This window comes from Bradyrhizobium sp. CB82 (genome assembly GCF_029714405.1).
In the GTDB taxonomy this organism is placed as follows: domain Bacteria; phylum Pseudomonadota; class Alphaproteobacteria; order Rhizobiales; family Xanthobacteraceae; genus Bradyrhizobium.
In genome coordinates, this window is record NZ_CP121651.1 from 522,850 (window position 1) to 540,235 (window position 17,386).

The 17,386-nt window shown below is 59.3% G+C and carries 14 protein-coding genes and 2 pseudogenes; 6 read left to right on the forward strand and 10 right to left on the reverse strand.

What is annotated here, in order from left to right:
- Nucleotides 1-100: 100 nt before the first annotated feature.
- From QA640_RS46415 to QA640_RS46430, 4 genes are all read right to left on the reverse strand, one after another.
- Nucleotides 101-3,346, reverse strand: coding sequence for a cytochrome P450 (locus tag QA640_RS46415; RefSeq protein WP_283043207.1), 3,246 nt, complete (start codon nt 3,344-3,346; stop codon nt 101-103).
- An 11-nt stretch (nt 3,347-3,357) separates the two neighbouring features.
- Nucleotides 3,358-3,972, reverse strand: coding sequence for a hypothetical protein (locus QA640_RS46420; protein ID WP_283043208.1), 615 nt, complete (start codon nt 3,970-3,972; stop codon nt 3,358-3,360).
- A 566-nt stretch (nt 3,973-4,538) separates the two neighbouring features.
- The gene (locus QA640_RS46425; RefSeq protein WP_283043209.1) at nt 4,539-5,564 is read right to left on the reverse strand and encodes an IS110 family transposase; all 1,026 of its coding nucleotides are present in this window, start codon (nt 5,562-5,564) and stop codon (nt 4,539-4,541) included.
- Between the two features lie 745 nt (nt 5,565-6,309).
- Nucleotides 6,310-7,350, reverse strand: coding sequence for an IS110 family transposase (locus QA640_RS46430; protein WP_283035482.1), 1,041 nt, complete (start codon nt 7,348-7,350; stop codon nt 6,310-6,312).
- 165 nt (nt 7,351-7,515) lie between these two features.
- On the opposite strand from QA640_RS46430, the pseudogene QA640_RS46435 reads away from it, so the two are divergent.
- Together QA640_RS46435 and QA640_RS46440 are read left to right on the forward strand one after the other, a co-directional pair.
- A pseudogene (locus QA640_RS46435) lies at nt 7,516-8,933 on the forward strand (IS1182 family transposase).
- A gap of 253 nt (nt 8,934-9,186) precedes the next feature.
- Nucleotides 9,187-10,227, forward strand: coding sequence for an IS110 family transposase (locus QA640_RS46440; RefSeq protein WP_283035482.1), 1,041 nt, complete (start codon nt 9,187-9,189; stop codon nt 10,225-10,227).
- Nucleotides 10,228-10,712: 485 nt separating this feature from the next.
- On the opposite strand, the gene QA640_RS46445 is transcribed toward QA640_RS46440, so the two are convergent.
- The 3 genes from QA640_RS46445 to QA640_RS46455 are packed head-to-tail and all read right to left on the reverse strand — an operon-like array spanning nt 10,713 to nt 11,780.
- On the reverse strand, nt 10,713-11,282 hold the full coding sequence (locus QA640_RS46445; protein WP_283043210.1) for a hypothetical protein: 570 nt from the start codon (nt 11,280-11,282) through the stop codon (nt 10,713-10,715).
- 38 nt (nt 11,283-11,320) lie between these two features.
- Nucleotides 11,321-11,626 (reverse strand): hypothetical protein, encoded by a 306-nt coding sequence (locus QA640_RS46450; protein WP_283043211.1) that lies wholly within the window; start codon nt 11,624-11,626, stop codon nt 11,321-11,323.
- Entirely contained in the window at nt 11,580-11,780 is a 201-nt protein-coding gene (locus QA640_RS46455; RefSeq protein ID WP_283043212.1) for a hypothetical protein, read from the reverse strand. The genes QA640_RS46450 and QA640_RS46455 overlap by 47 nt, the downstream gene beginning before the upstream one ends.
- Before the next feature lie 319 nt (nt 11,781-12,099).
- On the opposite strand from QA640_RS46455, the pseudogene QA640_RS46460 reads away from it, so the two are divergent.
- A pseudogene (locus QA640_RS46460) lies at nt 12,100-12,620 on the forward strand (transposase); the annotation flags it as partial.
- A gap of 266 nt (nt 12,621-12,886) precedes the next feature.
- Here the strand turns inward: QA640_RS46460 and QA640_RS46465 are convergent.
- A complete protein-coding gene (locus QA640_RS46465; RefSeq protein WP_283043213.1) occupies nt 12,887-13,273 on the reverse strand; it encodes an SDR family oxidoreductase in 387 nt (128 codons plus the stop codon).
- A 20-nt stretch (nt 13,274-13,293) separates the two neighbouring features.
- Here QA640_RS46465 and QA640_RS46470 point away from each other — a divergent pair, with 20 nt between their 5' ends.
- On the forward strand, nt 13,294-13,713 hold the full coding sequence (locus tag QA640_RS46470; RefSeq protein WP_283043214.1) for a PaaI family thioesterase: 420 nt from the start codon (nt 13,294-13,296) through the stop codon (nt 13,711-13,713).
- A gap of 608 nt (nt 13,714-14,321) precedes the next feature.
- Here the strand turns inward: QA640_RS46470 and QA640_RS46475 are convergent.
- Nucleotides 14,322-14,822, reverse strand: coding sequence for a hypothetical protein (locus QA640_RS46475; RefSeq protein WP_283043215.1), 501 nt, complete (start codon nt 14,820-14,822; stop codon nt 14,322-14,324).
- A 257-nt stretch (nt 14,823-15,079) separates the two neighbouring features.
- Complete coding sequence (locus tag QA640_RS46480; RefSeq protein WP_283043216.1) at nt 15,080-15,511, reverse strand: hypothetical protein; 432 nt, start codon at nt 15,509-15,511, stop codon at nt 15,080-15,082.
- A gap of 410 nt (nt 15,512-15,921) precedes the next feature.
- Here QA640_RS46480 and QA640_RS46485 point away from each other — a divergent pair, with 410 nt between their 5' ends.
- Together QA640_RS46485 and groES are read left to right on the forward strand one after the other, a co-directional pair.
- On the forward strand, nt 15,922-16,248 hold the full coding sequence (locus QA640_RS46485) for a hypothetical protein (RefSeq protein ID WP_283043217.1): 327 nt from the start codon (nt 15,922-15,924) through the stop codon (nt 16,246-16,248).
- A gap of 741 nt (nt 16,249-16,989) precedes the next feature.
- Nucleotides 16,990-17,304 (forward strand): co-chaperone GroES, encoded by a 315-nt coding sequence (gene groES, locus QA640_RS46490; RefSeq protein WP_283043218.1) that lies wholly within the window; start codon nt 16,990-16,992, stop codon nt 17,302-17,304.
- The last annotated feature ends 82 nt before the right edge of the window (nt 17,305-17,386 follow it).

The window sequence follows — 17,386 nt, forward strand, 5'->3', positions numbered from 1 at the left end:
TAATGGCCTTAATCGGGTTTCGACTGTTAAAGGAGACCGACAAGGCCCTACTCTGCCGTGATCATGCCCGTGTGCGAATCGGCGCCTCCTGAGTGATCGGTTACGGGGCAGACGCCCAGATATCCTCGAGATAGCGGTGGCTCGAGGTCAGTCCGGTGAGCCAAGCCTGTGCATCAGCGGCCGTGGTACCAGTGCGCTGCTGGAATACGCCCATAAGAGCCTTCCGAACGTCCGGCGCCATGCGCGAGGCATCACCGCAAACAAAGACCACCCCCTCCTGCTGTAGCAGACGCCACACATCCTCGCTGCGCTCTTTAATCGCCTGTTGCACATAGGCCTTCGGCTTGCCGGGCTCGCGCGAGAACGCGGAGAACAGCCGCGTGACCCCCATCGCCTCGAACCCCCGCAGCTCATCCTCGTAGAGGAAATCCTGCAGTGGATCGCGGCAACCGAAGAACAGTATGGACTCGCCCACGGGAACACCCTGTTCCTTCAGCGCCGCGCGTTCCTGGAGGAAGCCGCGGAACGGCGCGACGCCGGTGCCAGGACCAATCATAATCATCGGCACGTGCGGGTTGTCGGGCGGGCAAAACGGAATGGTGGGCTTGCGGATGAAACCGAACACCGTCGCATCGACCGGCTGTGTGGCCAGGTAATTCGAGCAGATGCCCTTGAAGGCGCCATGCCCGCTCCGCGCGGGCCCCTCCACCACGCCCACAGTAATGCTGCAGCTATCGCTCGACACCAGCGGTGACGACGAGATCGAGTAGTAGCGCGGTCGCAACGGAGGCAGCAGATCAAGGAATACTTCGAACGGCGGTTGGCAAGACGGGACCTCGTCGAGCACGTCGAGAACCGACTTGCGCCCCACCAGCACCTGCTCGCGGTAGCGTATCTCGCCGGTGTCGTCGCCGGCGAGTGCCAGCAGCATCTCCCGGTCGCCGGCGCCACCGGTGTGCTCGGCGAGCGTAGCAAGCTGCGCCCGCGTAACAACATCCTGTAGCTCGACACGATGGGCCAGCACACCGAGCAGCGGCACTGGCTCGTTGACCGGCAAGTACGTGCTGGCGTTCGTGTGCGGTGTGATGGTCAGGTACAGGCCGGGGTCCAGCTTAAACCGCAGCAGAACACGCCGGACCTGATCCAGGCCGTTGCGCGGGACGATGCCCAGGTGGTCACCCGCATTGTAGCTCACGCCGGACGGCAGGGCGATTTCCAGGTGCCGTGTCGAGCGCTCGGATGGCCGCTCGCAATCGCGATGCTGCAGCTCGCGGTTGACCCGCACAGTCATTCCCGTGGCACTGTATGACCGTATGATGGGATTGGCGGCCTGCTTGTTAACGAAGGCCACCGACAGGCGCGGGCGCGCGGCCTGCGTCCGAGCCACGCTGTCCGGTAAGTGAAGCGCCGCGGCCATGGAGGGCCACAGCCCACCATTCCAAGTACGGTAGTCGCCATCAAAGTCGCTGCGCGCATCACCTTCGCCGCGCCTGTACATGCGCTTCGCGCCGTGCTTCTCGAGCTCCGCGTCGATCAGCGTCGGGATCGCCTGATAGGTCGCCGCCCAGTCGCGATTCCCGCAGCCGTAGACGCTGTACTCCACGCCGGCAAACGCATCAGCCGCGAGCGATGGGTCCTGGAGCCAACGGCAGAACTTTGCCGCATTATCGGGCGGCTGGCCGTTATACGATGCGGCGACGATGATTACGCCCCCCTCTTTCGGCAGCGCACCGACGTGGTCATCGAGTGCCTCGACGGTGGCCACAAACCCGCGGTTCCTCGCTTCGTCGGCGATGCCGTGGGCCAAGCCCTCGGCTGTGCCCAGGTTGGAGCCATAGAGCACCAGTAAGCGCGTCTGGTGGGCATCTGCGCTAGGCGGTGGCGCCGCAGCCGGCTGGGACACTGCGGCGGGCTGCGCCATCACCACCAGCGGCTTTGTCTCGCCTCCGGCCCGCAGCTTGACCTTGATGTGGAAGTTGTCGGGCTTGACGGTGAGCGTTTGCTTGGTTTCGAGCTTGTAATTGGCAAAGTCGATGAGCTCGAACCGCTGAAGGAGCATGCCCAGCACGAGGATGGCTTCCTGCATGGCGAACTGCCGGCCAATGCAGGCACGTTGCCCGGTGCCGAAGGGCAAGAAGGCATTCGGTGGGATCTTGGCCCCGCGCTCGGGGTTGAAACGGTCCGGGTCGAAATCCTCGGGGTGCTCGCCCCACACCTGCTTGTCGCGATGGAGCATCGGAGTGAGGACCGTTGTAAGGCCGGCCTTCTCCAACCGGTATTTGCCGCCAATGACGGTGTCCTCATACGGACGCCGCGTGAAGGCCGGTGCCGTCGGCCACAGCCGCAGGGTCTCCTTGAGAATCTGGTCGACGTACGGTAGCTGATGGATCTGGGCGTAGGTCGGCAGCACGGTTAGGTCCGTGCCAAGCACACGGTCCACTTCGTCGTAGGCCCGCGTCAGCACGCCGGGGTTCTTGAGCAGGGCATTGAGCGCGAACGACAGCAAGCCGCTGGTTGTCTCGTGACCCGCGATCAGGAAGGTGACGCACTGGGCGATGATGTTGGCGTCGTCGAGCTTCTCGCCCGACTGACGGTCGACCACGGTCAGCATCCGATCCAGCAGGTCGTTGATGGTGCCCACGGCACTGGACGCGCGGCGATCCTGGATGAGGCGCTGGACCGTGTGCAACATGAACTGCTGGTCGGCCAGAAGCTGCCGAGCCCGCTTGCGATGCAGTTTACGCTGGATGGGCAGCTCCCGTTGCGTTGTTTGCGCTGTTTCGAGCACGCCCAGCATGGCAACCACGAAGGGGTGGGGGCTTTCGCGGTACAGGGAGTTGAACCGATAATTGAAGCCGCACAGCGCAATCGTGTCCAGCGTGAGCCGCGTCATGTCGGCTGGCACATCGACCGTATCGTCGGGGTTCAGCCGCTCCCATTTTTGGGTGAGCTGCACGGCGATATCGAGCATCCGCGGATAGTAGCCGCGCATCGCGTCCATACTGAACGCCGGCATCAGCACGTTGTGGGCTTTGCGCCAGTTCGGGTCCGTTGTCTCGGAAGTAAACAGCCCCCGACCAACCGGGCCGTCGGCCAAAGCGCTCAAGCCTGGCCCCACCTTCTTGTCGAATCGCGACTCGTCGCACAGCTCGTTGACCAGCTCATAGCCCGACACGATGACGATCGGGCCGCGACCCGGCAGCGACATCTGGAAGATGGGTCCGTGAGTGCGCGCCAGGTCGACCAGGCTCTCGATGGGGCGACTGACGTCCAGATCGAACAGGTTACCCACGAACAAACGGCCCGGCGGGCGCGGAATCGGTTGCAGGTGAGAGACGTTATCCATGTGTTGCCCCCCTACGCTGTCTTTCCTTCACGTTGTCGCTCAGCAGGATGGGATGGCGGCAGAGCATTGGTCATAGCCGCACTGCAATCGGGTTGGGTGGCTCCAACCGGGCCACAGCCGGATGGTGAGGCTTCGGATGTGACCGAACTCTGATCGCGACGGCCATCGGACTCGCCGCGAAGGAGCTGGAGCAGCTTGCCTTCGCCCAGAGCCGTGTGAATTTCTCCGTATGCAAAGTACGGGATCAGGACCAGCAGCAGGAGAAGGCACGTCGCGAAGATCTCTCCAGGTGTCGCGGCGACACCCTCGGCCAAAGCCTCACGAATCGTCCGGTGATGGACATAAGCGCCAATCGTCACTTCGATGGCTGAAAGCGCGACGAGAAAAACAAGGAAGACCACCGAGGTATATATGATTTTGTGAATGAGCGTGCTGCCGAGAGTCCCCGCGATCCGAAGTTTGCGTCCGATGAGAATGAATTTTGCCAGAAGCAATGCTTTGCAAACTGCCAGTCCATATGGCGCGTACTCGATATGATGGCCGCGCAAGACCGCTGCCTTGTACAGAAGGAGTGCGGCGAAGCAGACGTATAGGTAAAATGATAGCGCAATATACTCCCGCAGCATCTTGGAGTTGGGCCTCCAACCGATGGGCGGTCCATATTGAAACCAGCTTCGCACAGTGGCCGCTAGCAGGTTCATAGGCTGACTGATCGCGGATTGAACAATCACTACTGTAATCGATCGAGCCGCTTAAGCCAATCCGCCATGTTGGCGCGCTTCACTCTGCCCGTCGACCCCCGCGACCCACCTGGAACCGTGGCAATTGCCGCACTCGACCCGGCGAACATCGGCTCATCCGATCAAGTCGGAGAAGATGTAGGCGCCATCACTAGCGCCGACGAGGTCATTGAAGACAACGCGATTTGCTGCGACGCGTGAGTCCGGTTGTGATGCTGTTGTTGTCTAATCGCTGCCGGGGCGTCAAGCATATAATCGCTGAGGACACTGCCGGGTGCATGGTTGTCTTCGCGGTCGGCATCAGCCGCCGCATGATGGAGCTTCGCGGGACGAGCCTTCAATGTGGACGACGCACTTTGCTGAGTCAGCAATGCAACAGCATCAGCGGAATGGCTCGGCTCACGTCCCGGCAGGGACGCCTTAGGCGTTCGGGTTCCGAACGCGATCGGGACTTATGCGGCGGCTCCGGCATTCGGGTTAAACAGCTCGCCGGTCTTAAGCATCGTATGCATTATTACCGCCAGTTTGCGGGCCACAGCCACGGCAGCTCTTTTGAAGCCGATCCTCTCCCGGAGCTGCAGACCCCACGTGCGCAGCGTGCTGTGAGTTGAGCTGCGCGTCAGAATGACCGCCGCCGCTTCGTAGAGAAGCCCTCGCAAATTGTGGTCGCCACGTCGGGATATATGGCCGTCATAATCAACTTCTCCGGATTGGTAGCGGCGCGTTGTTAGCCCGATCCACGCACCGACAGATCGGGACTTCCTGAAGTTGTCAGGCTCCTCAATAGCGGTGGTAAAGGAGGTTGCGGTGATGGCACCGATGCCAGGAATCGACATGAGGATGCGGCAAGCCTGACTCTGGCGCGCGTCCCGCACCAATTGGCGTCCGAGTTCGGCGGCGCGGAGGCGAATGCCACGCCAGGCTTCCAGCATCGGCAGCACGATGGATGCAAGTCTGTCCTGGTCGGCAAGAAGACTCCGCACATTCTTCTCGAAGGTGCTTCCCTTTCCGGCGGGAACGAGCAGACCGAAGGTTTTCATGACGCCGCGGATCTGGTTGGAAAGCTCGGTAGTGATTCGGACCAGCCGCGTCCGCGCTGCGACAAGCGTGCGGGTCAGCATGCTGTCGAATCCCTTCACACGCACCTCACGAAAGAAGCCGACTTCCGCGAGTTGCGCCAGGCCATCGGCATCGTTTGCGTCCGTTTTGTTCGCCGCCATATCGAGCGCCGCTTTAGCATGGCGCGCATCGATGCAGATCGCCGGCAACCCTTCGGTGCGGAGAGAATGATAGAACCATACCGACAGCGGTCCGGTCTCGAATACGACGCGTTTCACGGATGGCGCCCGCTTGCGGATGAGCTCGGCGACGATACTGGGATCAGTTGCGCACTTGCCGCGCCAGATCCGCTCGCCTGCTCGGCGGATCGAGACTGCCGTCTCTTTCATCGACACGTCGAGACCAATATATTCTTCCATGGCTGTTCTCCATTCGATGCTTCGGCCCGGCGTCCAGTCGTGAGCCCGTATTTCCATCCTATCGGGGAACAGCCACCAGCTTCCATTGTCGGTTGACCCGGGTTCGGGGGCGACTCGCTCCTGCGATTACCCCATGTGGACGGCTCCTCCACCGGCACGAGAGTGCCAAGGAGTGGGCGCCGTTTGAACGAGATCACAGCCGGTCATCCGGGTGTGACGTAACGGTTGGAAAGGACGAACAGCACTTAATGCAGCGCCGGTCGATCCGGCGATCAGGACAACCCACATGGGCCAAGGCATCTTCGAATGCGTGCTGTTGATCGGGACCTGATCCGCGGAGGGCATTATGGCCAGCGGTCATCTGTGTACCGCGCAAACAGGCCGAACACATGGCTGCTCCGACCAACGCCGCAAGTGAAGAATCTCCTTGCCAACCTGGAGCCGTCCACACATGGCCCATCGCACCATTTCGCTGCGACGCAGCGTTGCCGTCGCTTTTGGTCCAGGCTGTTCTCTAATTCCGGGCCTGCGGTCAAGACTCTCCAAACACATCCTTGCCGGGTTCATGGTTCTCTCCGCGGTAGGGGCATGCCCTCCGCATGATGGCGTAGGATGACGCTGGCGGATCAATGTGTGAAGCGCGCTTGCCTTTTGAGCATCGCAAAGCCTGGGGCGATCGCACCAACGCCAACGTCCCGGCAGGGACCTTGGATCCCGCCGGTGCTCGGCGGGAATTCGCTATCTGCTATGCTGTTTGCACGGCGGTCTCCTTTGACGACCATCTAAATTCGGTACCATCGATCCACATCCGATGCAGAATGACCGCGAGCTTTCGCGCGACCGCAACTTTGGCCTTGCGTAGCCCAGTTCGCTTTGCAAGCCGAATGCCCCAGGCTTTGAGCGCTGACCATTTTGCTACGCGTGTGAGCAGCACATTGGCTGCCTCATAGAGATAGCCGCGCAACATTTTGTCGCCGCACTTCGAGATTCGACCCGTCCAGTCGATCTCGCCGGATGCGTAGCGTCGGGTCGTTAGTCCGACATAGGCTCCGACGCTTCTTGACCTTTTGAAGCGCGTAGGGTCGTCGATCGTTGCAAGAAAGCAAAGAGCCGTAACAGGGCCGATGCCAGGTGTCGTCATGAACTGTCGCACTTGGGCATTGCTGCGTGCGAGCTTCATGACCTTACGGTCGAGATCAGCAATCTGCTGCTCGATGGCTGCTCGGGCGCTGAGTAGCGGCGTTACCGCAAGGGCGAGTTCCGGCCGCTCTTTGGTGAGCTCCGCAGCACGCAATGCGAATACGTTCATCTTTGCCGGACCAATAACCAGCCCGAGGTTCTTTAAGAGCCCGCGGATTTGGTTCTCGAGATCCCGCTTGATCTTGACGAGCAGAGCCCGGCTGACGAGGAGAGCCTTTACCGCATGACTGTCGAGGCCTTTGACGCACACCTCCTTATACCATCCACATTGCATGATGCGGGCGATGCCTACGGCATCGTTGCGGTCACTCTTGTTGATCTGCATTTTCAACACCGCCTTGGCGTGCCTGGCGTCGATGCAGATGACGGGCAGCCCCAGCTTATTCAACTCGGTCCACAGCCATGTCGACGTTGCCCCTGTTTCGAGTCCAATCCGCGCGACATGCGGCGCGTTTGACTTGATGAATGCTGCGATCGCTTCGGGGTCGGAACGAACAACGCCTTCGTGCTCAATCTTTCCCGTCCGATCAACGATGCAGATCGCTGTTAGCTTCAAAGAAACGTCAAGTCCGACATAGCGCTCCATTGCAGCTCTCCTATCATTGCAAGGCCCAAGAGGTGAGCCTCATCGATTCTTGGAGAGCTGATTCTCAGAGCTTCAGTATGGCTCCGGCCCGGAATTACCCCATGTGTGAAAAGTCCCATCGATGCTATGATTCTGCGCGTGAATCGGCGAATCGGGAGCGCTGGGATGTCAGGCTTCGTGGAGGGGATTGATCGGAGCCAAAGCAGTTTGTTCCCAGCGGCACTTGAGGACTATGTAGCCGAGGATAATCTGGTTCGCGCGGTTGACGCTTTCGTTGAGGGTCTTGATCTTGGCCAGCTCGGCTTTGGTCGGTTTGTCCCGCTGGAAAGAGGGCGGCCCTGCTATCATCCGGCGACGCTGCTCAAGATATACATTTATGGCTATCTCAATCGCGTCCCATCGAGCCGTCGTTTAGAGCGCGAGTGCCAGCGCAACATCGAGCTGATCTGGTTGACGGGGCATCTGGCACCGGACTTCAAGACCATCGCGGATTTCCGTAAGGACAATGGCAAGGCCATTCGTGAGGTTTGCCGTGCCTTCGTGGCGCTGTGCCGCGAGCTTGATTTGCTGAGCGAGGCGAGCGTCGCCATTGACGGATCCAAATTCAAGGCTGTCAATGCGCGCGATAAAAACTTCACCGAAGCCAAGATGAAACGGCGTCTGGAGCGGATTGAGGAGAGCATCGCGCGCTACATAGCGCAATTGGAGACCGCCGACCGCCGCGGTGATGCAATGCCAGAGGCAAAGGTTGAGCGGTTCAAGGACAAGATCGCGAAACTGAACGAGGAGATCGCGCGGCTAAGTGTAATCAATGCCGAGATGGTGATGAGTAAAGACAAGCAAATCTCGCTGACCGATCCTGATGCGCGTTCGATGGCAACGAGTGCGGCTACAACGTGCAAGCCGCAGTCGATACTAAGAACCATCTGATTGTGGCTCACGAGGTGACGAACGTTGGCACGGATCGCCATCAACTGTCGAATATGGCGGAGCAGGCGCGAACCGAGATGGGCGTTGAGAGGCTCGATGCTGTGGCGGATCGCGGCTATTACGCGAGCGAAGAGATTCGCGCCTGCGAAGAGGCCGGCATCGCCGTCACGCTACCAAAGCCTATGACCTCGAACGCGAAGGCGGCAGGGCGTTTCGGCAAGCAGGACTTCCGGTACGTGGCGGCGGAAGACGTGTACATTTGTCCTGCCGGACAAAAGCTTACCTACTTCTTTACGACCGCGGACAAAGGTTTGGTGTTACGACGCTACCGGACCGACGCCTGTCAGAGTTGCGCTATCAAGCATAGCTGCACCACTGGCAAGGAGCGACTGATCTCCCGATGGGAACACGAGGCCGTGCTTGAGACTGTGCAGGCGCGCCTCGATCACCATCCAGAGAAAATGACAGTGCGTCGTTCGACAGCGGAACATCCGTTCGGCACCATCAAGAGCTGGATGGGAGCAACGCACTTTCTCACGAAACGGCTGCCGAAGGTGGCAACTGAGATGGCGCTCAATGTGCTCGCCTACAACATAAAGCGCGTGATGGCGATCATCGGCGTGACTGGGCTGCTGGAGGCCTTGGCTACTTGAGCCAAGGACTTGCGCATTCAAATGGACGCCAACAGAAGGCCTAGGGGCGCTACGCGCGCCCGGAGACGGCTTCCAGGAAGAAATGTGTTCAGCCGGGCAAGTTGCCGGCGGTGCGGTCTGCACACGATGCTGATGCGATTTTTTTTACACATGGGGTAATTCCGGGCCGGAGCCATACTGAAGCTCTGAGAATCAGCTCTCCAAGAATCGATGAGGCTCACCTCTTGGGCCTTGCAATGATAGGAGAGCTGCAATGGAGCGCTATGTCGGACTTGACGTTTCTTTGAAGCTAACAGCGATCTGCATCGTTGATCGGACGGGAAAGATTGAGCACGAAGGCGTTGTTCGTTCCGACCCCGAAGCGATCGCAGCATTCATCAAGTCAAACGCGCCGCATGTCGCGCGGATTGGACTCGAAACAGGGGCAACGTCGACATGGCTGTGGACCGAGTTGAATAAGCTGGGGCTGCCCGTCATCTGCATCGACGCCAGGCACGCCAAGGCGGTGTTGAAAATGCAGATCAACAAGAGTGACCGCAACGATGCCGTAGGCATCGCCCGCATCATGCAATGTGGATGGTATAAGGAGGTGTGCGTCAAAGGCCTCGACAGTCATGCGGTAAAGGCTCTCCTCGTCAGCCGGGCTCTGCTCGTCAAGATCAAGCGGGATCTCGAGAACCAAATCCGCGGGCTCTTAAAGAACCTCGGGCTGGTTATTGGTCCGGCAAAGATGAACGTATTCGCATTGCGTGCTGCGGAGCTCACCAAAGAGCGGCCGGAACTCGCCCTTGCGGTAACGCCGCTACTCAGCGCCCGAGCAGCCATCGAGCAGCAGATTGCTGATCTCGACCGTAAGGTCATGAAGCTCGCACGCAGCAATGCCCAAGTGCGACAGTTCATGACGACACCTGGCATCGGCCCTGTTACGGCTCTTTGCTTTCTTGCAACGATCGACGACCCTACGCGCTTCAAAAGGTCAAGAAGCGTCGGAGCCTATGTCGGACTAACGACCCGACGCTACGCATCCGGCGAGATCGACTGGACGGGTCGAATCTCGAAGTGCGGCGACAAAATGTTGCGCGGCTATCTCTATGAGGCAGCCAATGTGCTGCTCACACGCGTAGCAAAATGGTCAGCGCTCAAAGCCTGGGGCATTCGGCTTGCAAAGCGAACTGGGCTACGCAAGGCCAAAGTTGCGGTCGCGCGAAAGCTCGCGGTCATTCTGCATCGGATGTGGATCGATGGTACCGAATTTAGATGGTCGTCAAAGGAGACCGCCGTGCAAACAGCATAGCAGATAGCGAATTCCCGCCGAGCACCGGCGGGATCCAAGGTCCCTGCCGGGACGTTGGCGTTGGTGCGATCGCCCCAGGCTTTGCGATGCTCAAAAGGCAAGCGCGCTTCACACATTGATCCGCCAGCGTCATCCTACGCCATCATGCGGAGGGCATGCCCCTACCGCGGAGAGAACCATGAACCCGGCAAGGATGTGTTTGGAGAGTCTTGACCGCAGGCCCGGAATTAGAGAACAGCCTGGGACCGAAGCGGACATTGAGCGACGCTTACGAACCCGGATTTATGAATCCGCGTCCTGGGAGCGAAAGAAGTTTCGCGATTGGCGCGCCGGTCAGCAGCGTAGCGTGACCGTCGGGCGCAATGGCGTAGATGAGCGCGCGCCTTGTACGCGCGGCGGGGTCCGTCTCGATCTCGCGGGCGGCTTGCATCGCCGCGAGAACGGTGGCCCGCCTCTCGACCCGACGAGCAGCGAGTTCGCATACATCACGCGGATCGACGCGGGATTTTCGCTTCGCCCCGCTCGATTGCTCCCGCCAGGCCACGCAGTTGAGGTGGCGTGACGCCTAACGCGACCTCGATCTCCCCGGCTACCTTTCGAAGGAAATGACCGAATTGACCGGCCTCGAACGTCAAGTGGTCGATCGTGACGAAGCTTTCCCTAAGACTGCGCAGTTCGCGGAGCAACGACTCAAGCCGTTCCTGAATCGCGTCGGCGGTAGCCGTAATCTCTTTTGCTGCGGCCTTTCGCTCCTCACGCTCGGCCTCGGTGGCAATTTTCTGTTCGGTATCGGCGATCTGGCCCGCAAGCGCTGCGCATGCGTCGCTGAGGCTGGACAGGCGCAGCGTCGCCGCGTCCACCGCGTTTTCAAGTTTCGCGATCGTCCCATCGTCGCTGATATCGGATTCGAAGAAAAATCTCTGTTGATCTGCCCTGGCCTGATCGAGCGCGGATTGGGTTTCCGCCTTTCGCTCATTGAGGGTCGAATGCCGCGAACGCAATTTCGCGAGGGCAATGTCGAGGCTCTCAATCGTTGTGGTCTTCCTTGCTGCCATGGTGGGATGGTATGCCGTCGTCGCACAATTGAAAGAGGTCACGCTGTCGTCGCGCGCTCATTCGGTGCCGAAGCTTGCAGCGTCGCGCTCATTTGAGTGAGTTTCGTCGCCCGTGTCATCGCGCAGAGCGCCGCGTACTCACCTTCGTGGTCTCGAATCCAATCGATCAGCCGCCTCTTGCTGATGAGCCAGATCGAACCCGCGATCAAAATGCCGAGCGGCTTACCACATGCCGCTGCTTCGGTCGCGCGACGCCGAATTGTGGCCGACGAGACATCGGCAATGAAGCCCGCTGCATCACTGTTTACCGCGTCGCCCGCGCCACGAGGGACTACTTTCGCCAATAGCGCGCTCTACTTCCGAGGCCAGCACAGTAAGGTGCTCAGCAAGTCTGGCGAACAGCTCCCGCTTTTTCGGGTCGGTTGCGAGGTCCCGAACGAGAGCGCATTCGGCAGCGTCGGTGCGGAGCTTTTCCAGTCGGGCCTGCATATCCTTCATGGCCGGCTTCGCTGTTCCGTTGCGGAAACATTACAAATACAGCCTCGCGGCAAAAGTTAACACCGCGGTGTGCCTGATGCGCGCTAGACATTTTGTGCGTGGCGCATTGGCCCCCCGCGCCGCGTCCATCGGACCGCCGGCCCACCCTCTCCGATACAGGGCCGGCTGGCCCGAGGGGCGATTGCGCCAATGTCCGGAAGCGGATAGAGCCGAGCGTCGAATCGGCCTCGACCCCATTTATTATCGGCGAGGATGGTCACATCTGCGATGCGCGGGTGATTGAGGCGGCCAGTGATGAAGCCGCCGTCAAGGCCGCACGGCGCTCCGCCGCACCTTCGGTTCGGCCGCGATCCAGCGCTGCCAGATCCACAAGGCGCGCAACATCAACGCCTGCCGAAAGGGCATCATGCGGCCACCCGTCGGGTGCTGCGCCAGGCCTGGGAGCTCGATGACGCCGACAAGGCTGAAAAATTGATCCGCAATCTCGCGCGTCGACTCGACCAGCAATGGCCCGGCGTAGCGGCCAGCATCCTCGAAGGCCTCGACGAAATCCTGACTGTCGTCCGGTTGAAGTTGCCGAAGGAGCTTCGTCGATCGCTCGCCTGTACCAACATCGCCGAGAACATGATGGGCACCATTCGCCGCGTCACGCGCAACGTCAAACGCTGGCGGGATGCCGGTATGGCCTTGCGATGGGTCGCGGCCGGCATGATCGAGGCCAACAAGGGCTTCCGACGATTGAAGGCGCATAAGCAATTGTCGGTTCTGCGTGCGGCTCTTCAAGCTCGCTACAATCGCATGACGATCAACCCCGTTGCCCACGTCACGACGGCCGCGTAACATTCATTCCGGCAACGTCGGCCCGACCTAGTTCAACAACGATCGGGACATCCCCCCTGCGCACTTCTGCTGCCTACTCTGCCGCCGCCCGAACCGAAGCCGGTCTCGCGCGATTTGGTGCCCATGGCGGAAGAATGCGCCGCGCCGCGCGGGACAGGCAAGCCGCTACAGATTGCGGTGGACAACGTCCCGGGTACAACGGAGCGCGCTCAGCGGCAAACGGATCATGACGTGCTTACGCTGCTCCCCATCGCTCCCAGCTATTGCTAAGTATTGATCGATCCCCCGTCAACGACGATCGTTTGGCCAGTGACGAAGTCACTATCTCCCGCGGCCAGAAAGATCAACGCACCGATCAGTTCAGCGGGATAGCCGTCCCGTTTCAGTGCTCTGCTCTCGATGGCGCGATCGCGGGCAGCAGCCCTGCGATCTGAATTGGCATGGGTACCTTCGGTCTGGATCAGTCCTGGTGCCAAAGTGTTCACGCAAATATTGTGCGGGCCGAGTTCGCGTGACAATGCCCGCGTAAATGCAACGATACCGCCTTTCGAGGTGACGTAATGCTTGTCCAGCCAATGGCCCCATCGCGTCATTTGCTGCGAAGCGGAAACACGCGGAATGCATGAACCAGATCTCGCCGAACGGAGACCCATAGGTAGGATCGGGGGTTCGCATGATTGCAACCGCGCTTGATCATATTCCTATTCCGCCATGGGCAAATCAACTTGGCTGGCGCGTCATCGATGCGCGCCCGGACGAGGGCTGGATCAGGATCGGCTTCGAAGGCAAGCCAGAGTTCTGCAATGCCGCCGGGTTCGTGCAGGGCGGCATCCAGTCCGCCATGCTCGACGGCACCATGGGGGCGGCCGTGTTCGTTATGACCGACGGAAAGCTGTACGGCCCGACCATCAGCTTGACCGTGAATTTCCTGGCGCGGGCGAAGACCGGCCCGATGACGAGCGAGGCGAAGGTCACGCTGCTCAGCAAAAGTATTGCCTTCGTCGAGGGAAAGCTGACTGCGGACGACGGCACGCTGCTCGCGACCGCCTCGGCTAGCACCCGGCTCGTCGAGGCCACCAAGGCCATCAGGTGACAATTACACGCGCTCAGGCTGGTTACCACGCGCTACTTAGACTGTCGCCGGGAGAAGAACCATGTGGGCGCTTCAAACGCTTGCGATCTACCTTACGCCGTTCTTGATCATCGGGATAGCCGTCAAACTCCTGATGAGGCGCTACAGCGTTGACCTCACTGATGTCCAAAAGCAGGCTGAGACAAAGCGCAGGCCGCGCAAGGTTTTCTCTTAGGAGGCTGGCGCACCGAAGAGTGAGGCCCCCTCAGTTCGCAGCCTCTTCATTTCCGAAACGTCTCCCCTTCTGAGACCTTTAGGTCCCGCCAGGTCCGGTTTGCGCCAAAAACGGGCAAATTCGCCCGCTGCGATTGCCTTCGGCGAGACCCATGATGCGATTGGTCTCATCGCGTTTCAATCTCATGACATTTGACATTGGTTGTCCGGGTCCTTTGGGGAGGGTCGCGTGCGTGGGGTCAGCATATTTACAATTTTCGTTTTTCGGGTTTCGTTTGCTGAATTTCGCCTTAAAGGTTCACGCGAAGGTGCGGCGCACCGATCTGACCGAGGCGACGAAGCAAGGGGGCGGATTAAGTGTTCGGGGCTGCCTTTTTGATAAGGTAACTGAACGCTTAGTTCTCAATGGGAATAGCAGCGCATCCCAACGTATCGTCGACCTCGTTCCGCCAAATCTTTCTCGACCACTTACTAGTAGGATCGACGCTTCGCCAGAACCTTTCGTCCTCTGCCAACTTGATGGAAATGTTTTCGGGCACGAGGCCATGCCTGACGTTTGTAACAAGTTCGCGAAAGCGCGAGGGCGACGCAGTGATATCGAGTGTAATGAATGGACCGATCCCACCGATCCCATCATTGTGCCCGATGAAAGGCCAATACCGCATTGTGCTTCCCGCCGGTTCTGTCGGCGTCGAACTAAAGGTTAGGTTTGCGGTGATCGTTGATTTTTCAAACTTGCCGTCGCCTAACACCTCTCCCGTCTCCAATTCTAGCAGTCCGCCTGTTAGATAGACGTCGTAAGAGGTTTGGAAGAGCCTGCTTTCAGACCAATCACTTCCATATCCGGTGTGCTCCTCCATCCGGAGCGATTGAAACCATAGTGTCAACGTCTGCATTGGATTGCCCCATTTTTATCCCAGGGTCTTGTCTTCGGACCGGGAATTTCGCTCCGTAGCCATTCCGCAATATCCGTTCGCTTCTGTTTATCCACTCATGATCGAGTGCCCCTTCCTTCTTGCAATTCCTGGAAGAGAAACGAGAAATAAGAAGCCATGACTCCCGCCGAACCGCACATCAGCATCAACGGCCGGCCGCTGACCGAGGCGCAGGCGATGACGGTGCGCGTGGCAGTCAAGCCGGATGCGCGGTCTGGTCAAGCGATCTCATCAGCCCAGCCAGCGAGGTCCTTGATCGCACATTGCATGCTATCATAAGCGGCAACGTTGTTGGTAGACGTGAGAACGGTGTAGCCCTTGTTCAGTGCCACCGCCGCCGTGTGGCGTTCGACGTGGCTATCGTAGGCACCTCGCGAAAACCCCAAATTCAACTCCTCCGTAATCCGGGCGGCCCGCACTTCCACATGTGTGGTCAACTGAAGCCGCTTCACAATGTGCGGAGCGAGTTCTTTTGCCTCGTCTTCGTAAAGGTCCTTGAACTCCTGCCACGCCCAGCTCGGCACGCCGATTGTGCCGTCCTCCAAACGCGCGATCAGCGTCGCCTTCAGATTGCCGGATGCCGTTGCCAGTTCATACAAACCGCTCGTGTCGATGACGCACGAGCAGTCAGACTCCGGCTTTTTAGCCATCATCGAGCTCCAGATTCCGGAGCTCGTTAGCTGAAAGGGAGTTCACATAGTCTCGAAGCAGGACTTCTGATACTTCGGCTTCAGCCCAGACGCACGATAGAGATCAATTTCGCTAATCAGTCCCTGATCCAAAAATCGCTTAAAGTCTTTGGCAAATGCGAACCCAAATTTTGCGAGCTTTACCTTTTCCTGTGCAGGCGGTTGTTTGCCTCCGCCACCCTATTTGGAATAGTCGGGATTGTCGCTATGGACCAACGAAAGCCATTTGCTGTGGCTCCGACGTCGGAACGGCTATTCTTCAGCTATACGGAGAATTGGGGATTGCCCCGCTGGAGCGGCGAATCTCCCGAATCAGGAGGCTTTTCCGGGTACCCGAACCGGACCGCCCTGCGGGTGAACTTGAGGAGGAGTTGAACTGGGTCGAAAGCCGGTATGAACTCTTCAAGATCGAATTTTTCCGAGAGTACCGCTGGTGCGTCGTGCTCAACACCGTTGTTGCCCTTGTTTTGGCGGCGCTTCTCGTCGTTATCGCATTGAAGGCCGATGATCAAATATCGGACGGGTATGAATGGTTTGCTGTCTTCGCCATAGCGGCTTCCTACCTCCCCGCGCCTTGTATTTTTGGTTCTCTTTGGGTGGACGCGCAGAGGCGCGTAAAGCCCTTGGAAGCCAAAGCAGATAGCATCGAGAAGCGGGCGCTTGACCACGTTCCGCTCAGTACACCCGAGGCGAGTTAGTCAAGGGTAAATTTCCCCACATGCTGCTCTCTTGTCGGGTCCTCCGGTTGGCTGGGTTCAGCGGGCGCTTCCTTCCATTCTTGGCATGAAGGCCCCTTGCTTGGCCGCGCTGAGCGGTCAATCTCCGCAGCCCGCAAGGGGCGCGCCTTTAGGCGCGCTGGATTGACGGCGAAAGCGCCTGCCGAGCGATAATGTGCCATGCCAGAAAGGCCTGACAGCGAAGTTCATGATCTTCATCTTCACACGCCGTTTGGCGCGTCTTCTCGCCCGCAAGCGTGACGTCACGTGTACAGCGGCATTGGCACCGGCGACGAAATCCGAGGCGAGCCCGCTATCAGGCGCTGATCGCGCCGCAGCCTTGTATTCGGTCGATTCTTTGAGGATCGAACCATGATGCAGTCATGCGCATCGGCGGCGAGCTCCGGGGCGGTGGGTCCATCCTTGACCGCGGCTTGAAAGTCCAACGAGTAGCTCTCCCAGACGGAGCTAGGGCGCATCATTCTCGCTACAGAACCCGCGCGATAAGATGGACCATCGCGTACGGGCTTTTCTTGTTACGCTTTTTGTTTGCGGCAGGGGGCGAGGACAACAATGTGAGCGAGTTATAAATAGAAATATAAGTTTTAAGTTGCAATCACATCCCTCTTGCGCCCCAGTATCACTGGTATATGTGAGAGCGGTTGGCACTCGTGCATTGCGACTGCCAACCCAAAGAATATTCATAAAGTGAGGGAGGACTGCATGAAATTCCGCCCGCTTCACGACCGCGTCGTGGTCAAGCGCATCGAAGCTGAGGAGAAGTCCGCTGGCGGCATCATCATTCCCGACACGGCCAAGGAAAAGCCCTCTCAGGGCGAAGTCATCGCCGTAGGTCCGGGCGGCCGCGACGAGAACGGCAAGCTGATCCCGATCGACGTGCAGGTCGGCGACCGCGTGCTGTTCGGCAAGTGGTCGGGCACCGAGGTCAAGATCGACGGCCAGGACCTGTTGATCATGAAGGAAAGCGACATCATGGGGGTGCTCGAAGCTCCCGCTTCGAAGAAGAAGGCCGCCTGATCAACCGCTCGCACCGCTCACCCTGAGAGCTTGCCAATCTTTCTCGTTTTGCGTGGTCATCGAAGGATGTGGCAGTTCCTCG

Excerpts from the sequence above, each read along its gene's own strand:
- QA640_RS46475 (WP_283043215.1), bottom strand. The coding sequence starts at position 14,822 with ATGCAGACGTTGACACTATGGTTTCAATCGCTCCGGATGGAGGAGCAC.
- QA640_RS46425 (WP_283043209.1), bottom strand. The coding sequence starts at position 5,564 with ATGGAAGAATATATTGGTCTCGACGTGTCGATGAAAGAGACGGCAGTC.
- groES (WP_283043218.1), top strand. The coding sequence starts at position 16,990 with ATGAAATTCCGCCCGCTTCACGACCGCGTCGTGGTCAAGCGCATCGAA.
- QA640_RS46415 (WP_283043207.1), bottom strand. The coding sequence starts at position 3,346 with ATGGATAACGTCTCTCACCTGCAACCGATTCCGCGCCCGCCGGGCCGT.
- QA640_RS46470 (WP_283043214.1), top strand. The coding sequence starts at position 13,294 with ATGATTGCAACCGCGCTTGATCATATTCCTATTCCGCCATGGGCAAAT.
- QA640_RS46445 (WP_283043210.1), bottom strand. The coding sequence starts at position 11,282 with ATGGCAGCAAGGAAGACCACAACGATTGAGAGCCTCGACATTGCCCTC.
- QA640_RS46455 (WP_283043212.1), bottom strand. The coding sequence starts at position 11,780 with ATGAAGGATATGCAGGCCCGACTGGAAAAGCTCCGCACCGACGCTGCC.
- QA640_RS46420 (WP_283043208.1), bottom strand. The coding sequence starts at position 3,972 with ATGCTGCGGGAGTATATTGCGCTATCATTTTACCTATACGTCTGCTTC.
- QA640_RS46430 (WP_283035482.1), bottom strand. The coding sequence starts at position 7,350 with ATGGAGCGCTATGTCGGACTTGACGTTTCTTTGAAGCTAACAGCGATC.
- QA640_RS46440 (WP_283035482.1), top strand. The coding sequence starts at position 9,187 with ATGGAGCGCTATGTCGGACTTGACGTTTCTTTGAAGCTAACAGCGATC.
- QA640_RS46465 (WP_283043213.1), bottom strand. The coding sequence starts at position 13,273 with ATGGGTCTCCGTTCGGCGAGATCTGGTTCATGCATTCCGCGTGTTTCC.
- QA640_RS46480 (WP_283043216.1), bottom strand. The coding sequence starts at position 15,511 with ATGGCTAAAAAGCCGGAGTCTGACTGCTCGTGCGTCATCGACACGAGC.